This window comes from Mesorhizobium sp. (genome assembly GCF_024509055.1).
Taxonomy (GTDB): Bacteria; Pseudomonadota; Alphaproteobacteria; order Rhizobiales; family Rhizobiaceae; genus Mesorhizobium.
Genome location: NZ_JANINM010000059.1, coordinates 1 through 6,025, shown reverse-complemented (window position 1 = coordinate 6,025; position 6,025 = coordinate 1). Strand labels below are relative to the sequence as shown.

The window sequence follows — 6,025 nt, the reverse complement described above, 5'->3', positions numbered from 1 at the left end:
GAAATCCCCATGGATCATCTTGGCACAGGGTTCTAAATAAGGTTTCAAAAAACCCGGTGAACGAATTCCTTAGGATTTGACCGGCTTCTCCCTTCCCCTTGATTCCGAAAGGTATTGTCGATGCGCATGATGTTTGGTCGGCGGCTTGCTGCGGCGTCCGGTCAGGGCGCGGCCGAGCTCGGCGATCTGCCGGAGTGGAATCTCGGCGATCTCTATTCCGGCATGGAAGCGCCCGAGCTGAAGCGTGACATCGCGAGCGCCGCAAGCGATGCCATTGCCTTCGAGGCGCGCTGGAAGGGAACGCTAGCCGCCGAGGCCGGACGCGGCGCCTCCGGCAAGCTGGGCGAGGCGCTGAAGGCATACGAGGCGCTGGAGGAACTGATCGGCCGCATCGTTTCCTATGCGGGCCTCGTCTATGCCGGCAACACGGCCGACCCGCAGCGCGCCAAGCTCTATGGCGACGTCCAGGAGAAGATGACCGACGCCAGCGCGCATCTTCTGTTCTTCGCGCTCGAGCTCAACCTGATCGACGACGCAATCATCGAAACCGCGCTCGCGGCAGACGCCGGCTTTGGCCACTACCGACCCTGGATTCTGGACCTCAGGAAGGACAAGCCCTACCAGCTCGAGGATCGCGTCGAACAGCTGTTCCATGAAAAGTCCGTCACCGGACGCGGCGCCTGGAACAGGCTCTTCGACGAGACGATGACCGACCTGCGCTTCGATATCGACGGCGAGGAGCTCACACTGGAACCGGCACTGAACCGCCTGCAGGATGCCGATGGCGAGACGCGGCGTCGCGCCTCCGAGGCGCTGGCCGCGACTTTCCGCAAGGAGCTGCGCACCTTCACGCTCATCACCAACACTTTAGCCAAGGACAAGGAGATTTCCGACCGCTGGCGCGGCTTCGAGGACATCGCCGATTCACGCCACCTCGCAAACCGCGTCGAGCGCGGCGTGGTCGACGCGCTGGCCGCCGCCGTGCGCGAGGCCTATCCGCGCTTGTCGCATCGCTACTATGCGATGAAGGCGCGCTGGCTCGGCATGGACGTGATGAACCACTGGGACCGCAACGCGCCGCTGCCGGAAACCCCGCAGGCGGTGATCCGTTGGGACGACGCCAGGGACACTGTGCTGTCGGCCTATCAGCGCTTCTCGCCGGAGATGGCCGAGATCGCGCGGACCTTCTTCGACCACAAATGGATCGATGCGCCGGTCAGGCCCGGCAAGTCGCCCGGCGCCTTCGCCCATCCCACGGTTCCGTCTGCGCACCCTTACGTATTGCTCAACTACATGGGCAAGCCGCGCGATGTGATGACGCTGGCGCACGAGCTCGGGCATGGCGTGCACCAGGTGCTGGCCGCCGGCCAGGGGGCGCTGATGGCGTCGACGCCGCTGACGCTGGCCGAGACTGCTTCCGTCTTCGGCGAGATGCTCACCTTCCGCTCACTGCTCGACCAGACCACCGACCGGCGCGAGCGCAAGGCAATGCTTGCCCAGAAGGTCGAGGACATGATCAACACGGTCGTGCGCCAGATCGCCTTCTATGAATTCGAGCGCAAGGTGCATGCCGAGCGCCGCAACGGCGAGCTCACCTCCGACAGGCTCGGCGAGTTCTGGCTGGAGGTCCAGGCCGAAAGCCTTGGGCCGGCGATCAAGCTGCGCGACGGCTATGAGGTCTTCTGGACCTATATCCCGCATTTCATCCACTCGCCCTTCTACGTCTATGCCTATGCCTTCGGCGACTGCCTGGTAAACTCGCTCTACGCCGTCTACCAGAACGCGGAGCGCGGCTTTCAGGAGAAGTATTTCGAGATGCTGCGCGCCGGCGGCACCAAGCATCATTCGGAGCTTCTGGCGCCCTTCGGGCTAGACGCGACCGATCCCGCCTTCTGGCAGATCGGACTCGGTGTGATCAGCGCCCTGATCGACGAGCTGGAAACGCTCGAGGGTTGATGTCGCCTTCGCCGGGCCCGACAGCAAGAATAATTTAGCTGGAACGCATGTTTGAGGCTGTTCTATTGTTGCGCTAAATATTTGTTCTTGAATACTCTCTCCCGCATTTTTCAATTAGCTTTCCGCAAGGCGTATGATAGCGTCCGGGCTCAAGCTCAGCCGGACGCATCGCGCAGGCCAGAGACGGCCGGTCGTAACGCCAAGGCGAATGCGATGATGGCCGTCGGCCGGGGTGCAAACCAGTCGCCGATAGCTCGATTTGAAGCCGGCGGTTCCGCAACTGCGGAGCCAATGATGATCCTTGCGGCAAGCTCTCAACTCGGGACCATGGCCGGCAGATCGGACTGGAGAGGGAAATGAGCACTTTCTTCTACATGCTCCTGGCGTTCGTTGTGGGTGTTCTGGTTGGCTGGTTCCTCTGGGGCCGCCTTCGTGGCGAACTCGACAGCCTGCGCGGCGATCTCGACCGTACGCGCAACGAACGCGACAGGTTGCGCATCGACCTCGATGCCTGCAGCCGCGCACGCACCGATCTCGAAAGCCAATTGCGCGCGGCGTCGACCGCTAAGGCAGGAGCCGACAAGGCCGCGGCACCTGCGCCAGCGGCGGTGATGTCGACACCGGCGGCCGCCAAATCGTCGCCGGCCGCTCCCACGGCCGCATCGAAGCCGGCTGCGGCCAAATCCGCAGCACCTAAGGCAGCTCCAAAGAAAGCTGCGGCGCCGGCGGCGAAAGCCGCCGCGACTCCCAAGGCGGTCGGCAAGGGCGACAATCTGCGCCGGCTGATCGGCATCGGCCCGGTCAATGAGAAGCTGCTCAAGGGCCAGGGCGTCACCACCTACGCCCAGATCGCCGCCTGGACACAGGCAGATATCGAGCGGATAGAGCATGCCCTGCAATTCGGCGGCCGAGTGGAGCGCGAGCACTGGGTCGAGCAGGCCAAGCTGCTGGCGGCCGGCGATGAGGCGGAATTCGCCAGGCGCTTCCCGACCGCCGGAAGCGCCAGCAACACCTAACCCGGAAAGCTATCGGCTGGCGAGCGGCGGCCGTGCGGTGACCCCGCCTTTGCCTTGGTCCGCATCTTCGAACGGGGCGCCTTTGCGGCGCCGAACGCCGTTCTCTCGATTGCACCTCGACGAGCCCCCATATAGAGCGATCGACTAGATTGACCGCATTCCGAGGCTTATGTCCCTGCCCTCCGCAATCTTCCGCAACGACGAGACGGCCCGCCAGCTCGTCTTTGACAGGCCCGACGAAATCATCGTCGCGCGCAGCGCGGATGAATTCGCTCCGGCGCTGGAAGCGGCGCAGGCAGCCTCCGACGCCGGCAAATGGCTGGCCGGCTACTTCTCCTACGAGGCAGGCTATCTGCTCGAACCGAAGCTAGTGCCGCTGCTGCCGCAGGGCCGCCGCGCCCCTCTGGTTTGTCTCGGCGTCTTCGACGCTCCGCTTGAGCAAGGTGTGCCGGAAAGCAATGGGCAGACGACCAACGGCCCCATCTTCGATACCCGGGCAGCCTGGTCCGCCAAGGACTACGCCAGCCGCTTCGCGCGACTGCACGACCACATCCGCAAGGGTGATTGCTACCAGGGCAACCTGACCTTCCCGGTCCATGCGCAATGGTCCGGCGATCCGCTCGACGCCTTCGACGCGCTGACCGAGCGCCAGCCGGTGAAATACGGCGCGCTGATTTCGCTGGGCGATCCGGTCGTGCTCTCGCGTTCGCCGGAATTGTTCTTCGAGATCGATGTCGACGGCATGATCGAGACCCACCCGATGAAGGGCACGGCGCCACGCGGCGCGACCAAGGCGGAGGACGCGCGGCTGAAGGCATTCCTGCGCAACGACGAAAAGAACCAGGCCGAGAACCGCATGATCGTCGATCTGCTGCGCAACGACATCTCGCTGATCAGCGAAGTCGGCACGCTCGACGTTCCGGAACTCTTCCGCATCGAGACCTACCCGACCGTACACCAGATGGTGAGCCGGGTGCGGGCGAGGCTCTCGCCCGGTGTCGGCATTCGCCAGGTCTTTGCCGCGCTCTTTCCCTGCGGCTCGATCACCGGCGCGCCGAAGATCCGCGCCATGGAAATCCTGCACGAGTTGGAAGAGGCGCCGCGCGATGTCTATTGTGGCGCCATCGGCTGGATTGCCCCCAACGGCACGATGCGCTTTTCGGTGGCGATCCGCACCATTTCGCTCTTTGCCAATGGCGAGGCCGTCTACAATGTCGGCGGCGGCGTCGTCTTCGATTCCACCGCCGAGGAGGAGTATCGGGAGTGTCTGCTGAAAGCGCGCTTCGCGGCCGGAACGGTGCCGATTTCGAGTTGATCGAGACCATGCGCTGGGAGCCTGCCTCAGGTTTCCTGCGTCTCGATCGCCATCTCGACAGGCTCTATGCTTCCGCCGCCGCACTGGGATTTGCCTGCGATCCGGAACGGATCGACGAGGTTTTGGCCAATGTCGTTGGCGGCGAACCGGCCGCTCTGCGCACGCGGCTCGCATTGCAACGGAACGGAGATGCGACAGCATCCACGCAGCTCTACGAACCGCTCCCCGCCGGCAAGGTGTGGCGATTGCAATTGGCGCGGGTCCGGCTGGATTCCGCCAACATGTTCCTGCGCCACAAGACCAGCCGCCGCGAAACCTACCAGCAGGCGCGCGCCGAATACCCCGCCACCCAGGCCGACGAGGTGATGCTCGCCAACGAGCGTGGCGAACTCTGCGAAGGCACCATCACCAATCTCTTTGCCGACTTCGGAGACGGCGTGCTCGCCACACCCCGGCTCGACTGCGGCCTCTTGCCTGGAATATTGCGCGGCGAGCTTCTGGATGAAGGCCGCGCAGTGGAGGCAGTCTACACTTTTGACGACATGAAATCGGCGAAGGCGATTTTCGTCGGCAATTCGCTGCGCGGCCTGATCCCCGCGCAACTGGGCTGACGCGTTGAAGCCGCCGGCCATTTTTGTTTTGAAGCAAGCATGAACGTTCGCTACCCGACACACACGCCTTACGACGGATCCTCAAAGCTCTTCACGATCGGGCTGAAGCCGCTTGAGTTCGAACGCTGGATCGAAATCGACGAGTTCCTGCTGCCGCACCTGGCGGAGAAGCAGCGGCTCTATACCGAGATTCCGGAAAAGGTCTTTGTCGAGGAAGACGACACAAGAGACGCCCAGGGCGAAGTGCTCGGCCTGCTCGTCACGCATCTCGCGGCAAGACATCGGGCCACCCATTCCGACTCCGGAACCGAAGTCGGCGGCCTCGAAGGAGGGTTGGGCGGATTGGCACCCGCCTTGCGCGGGGCGCCGCTCGTAGAGGCGTCCCTATTGGTCCAGGAAGACCTGATCCTGATGCGGCGCGACGAGCGCGGCTGGCGACTGGCCGCCGGCTCGCTCTGCTTTCCCTCGTCCTGGTCGCTTCGGGAGAAATTCGGCAAACCGCTGCAGGAAATCCATGCGCCGGTGCCGGGCTTCGGCCCCGGCACACGGCCTGCCGAGCTCATCAACCGCATGTTCGATGGCCTGCAAGGCCAGGCGGTCGAACGCTTCAACTGGTCGATACAAGCGGGCGATGCGCTCTATCATCCGCTTTCCAACGTCCAGCGCATCGACCGCGCCACCAACCGCCCGACTCGCTTCCCCGACGGCGACATCAACGCGCATGCCTTCATGCGCGTCGAGCGCCAGACGCTGCGGAAGCTCCCGGTTTCGCGTGACGTCCTCTTCACCATTCGCATCCATCTCGACCCGCTTGCCGTGCTGATCCGCCACCCGGACAAGGCCACGCTTGCCGCCTCTTTCGCCGAGCAGCTCAACGCCCTCGACCAAGCCCAGCTCGACTACAAGGGTATGACCGCCGATCGCGACCGGCTGGTGGCCTTTCTCGATGGCATGGCCAGGGCCGCTTAACCACGCCGCCAAGCCGGCTTGGCCGGTGGTTGGCGCTTTTCACTGGTTTATGACAATGATCTGTGGTGTAGGGCTTCCGGCAAAAATGCCGGAACTTTCCCGCGTTTGAAGGAGTGTGCGAAAAAATGGCGAATGAAAACTGGCCCGTTTACGGTGAA

General features: G+C 63.6%; 5 protein-coding genes. All 5 read left to right on the top strand.

Features of this window, described 5'->3' with window-relative positions:
* Positions 1-120 precede the first annotated feature (120 nt).
* The 5 genes from Q0L57_RS03770 (at position 121) to Q0L57_RS03750 (ending at position 5,867) form a co-directional block, all read left to right on the top strand.
* Positions 121-1,956 (top strand): M3 family oligoendopeptidase, encoded by a 1,836-nt coding sequence (locus Q0L57_RS03770; RefSeq protein ID WP_296738309.1) that lies wholly within the window; start codon positions 121-123, stop codon positions 1,954-1,956.
* A gap of 356 nt (positions 1,957-2,312) precedes the next feature.
* Entirely contained in the window at positions 2,313-2,972 is a 660-nt protein-coding gene (locus Q0L57_RS03765; RefSeq protein WP_296738307.1) for a proton-conducting membrane transporter, read from the top strand.
* A 169-nt stretch (positions 2,973-3,141) separates the two neighbouring features.
* Positions 3,142-4,287, top strand: a complete 1,146-nt coding sequence (locus Q0L57_RS03760) for an aminodeoxychorismate synthase component I (RefSeq protein ID WP_296738305.1) — start codon at positions 3,142-3,144, stop codon at positions 4,285-4,287.
* On the top strand, positions 4,236-4,898 hold the full coding sequence (locus tag Q0L57_RS03755; RefSeq protein ID WP_296738304.1) for an aminotransferase class IV family protein: 663 nt from the start codon (positions 4,236-4,238) through the stop codon (positions 4,896-4,898). Before Q0L57_RS03760 ends, Q0L57_RS03755 begins: the two co-directional genes overlap by 52 nt.
* Before the next feature lie 39 nt (positions 4,899-4,937).
* Complete coding sequence (locus tag Q0L57_RS03750; RefSeq protein ID WP_296738302.1) at positions 4,938-5,867, top strand: DUF3445 domain-containing protein; 930 nt, start codon at positions 4,938-4,940, stop codon at positions 5,865-5,867.
* Positions 5,868-6,025 lie beyond the last annotated feature (158 nt).

What these genes read in the sequence shown, in the direction of transcription:
- Q0L57_RS03765 (WP_296738307.1), top strand. Translation starts at nt 2,313, where the DNA reads ATGAGCACTTTCTTCTACATGCTCCTGGCGTTCGTTGTGGGTGTTCTG.
- Q0L57_RS03750 (WP_296738302.1), top strand. Translation starts at nt 4,938, where the DNA reads ATGAACGTTCGCTACCCGACACACACGCCTTACGACGGATCCTCAAAG.
- Q0L57_RS03770 (WP_296738309.1), top strand. Translation starts at nt 121, where the DNA reads ATGCGCATGATGTTTGGTCGGCGGCTTGCTGCGGCGTCCGGTCAGGGC.
- Q0L57_RS03760 (WP_296738305.1), top strand. Translation starts at nt 3,142, where the DNA reads ATGTCCCTGCCCTCCGCAATCTTCCGCAACGACGAGACGGCCCGCCAG.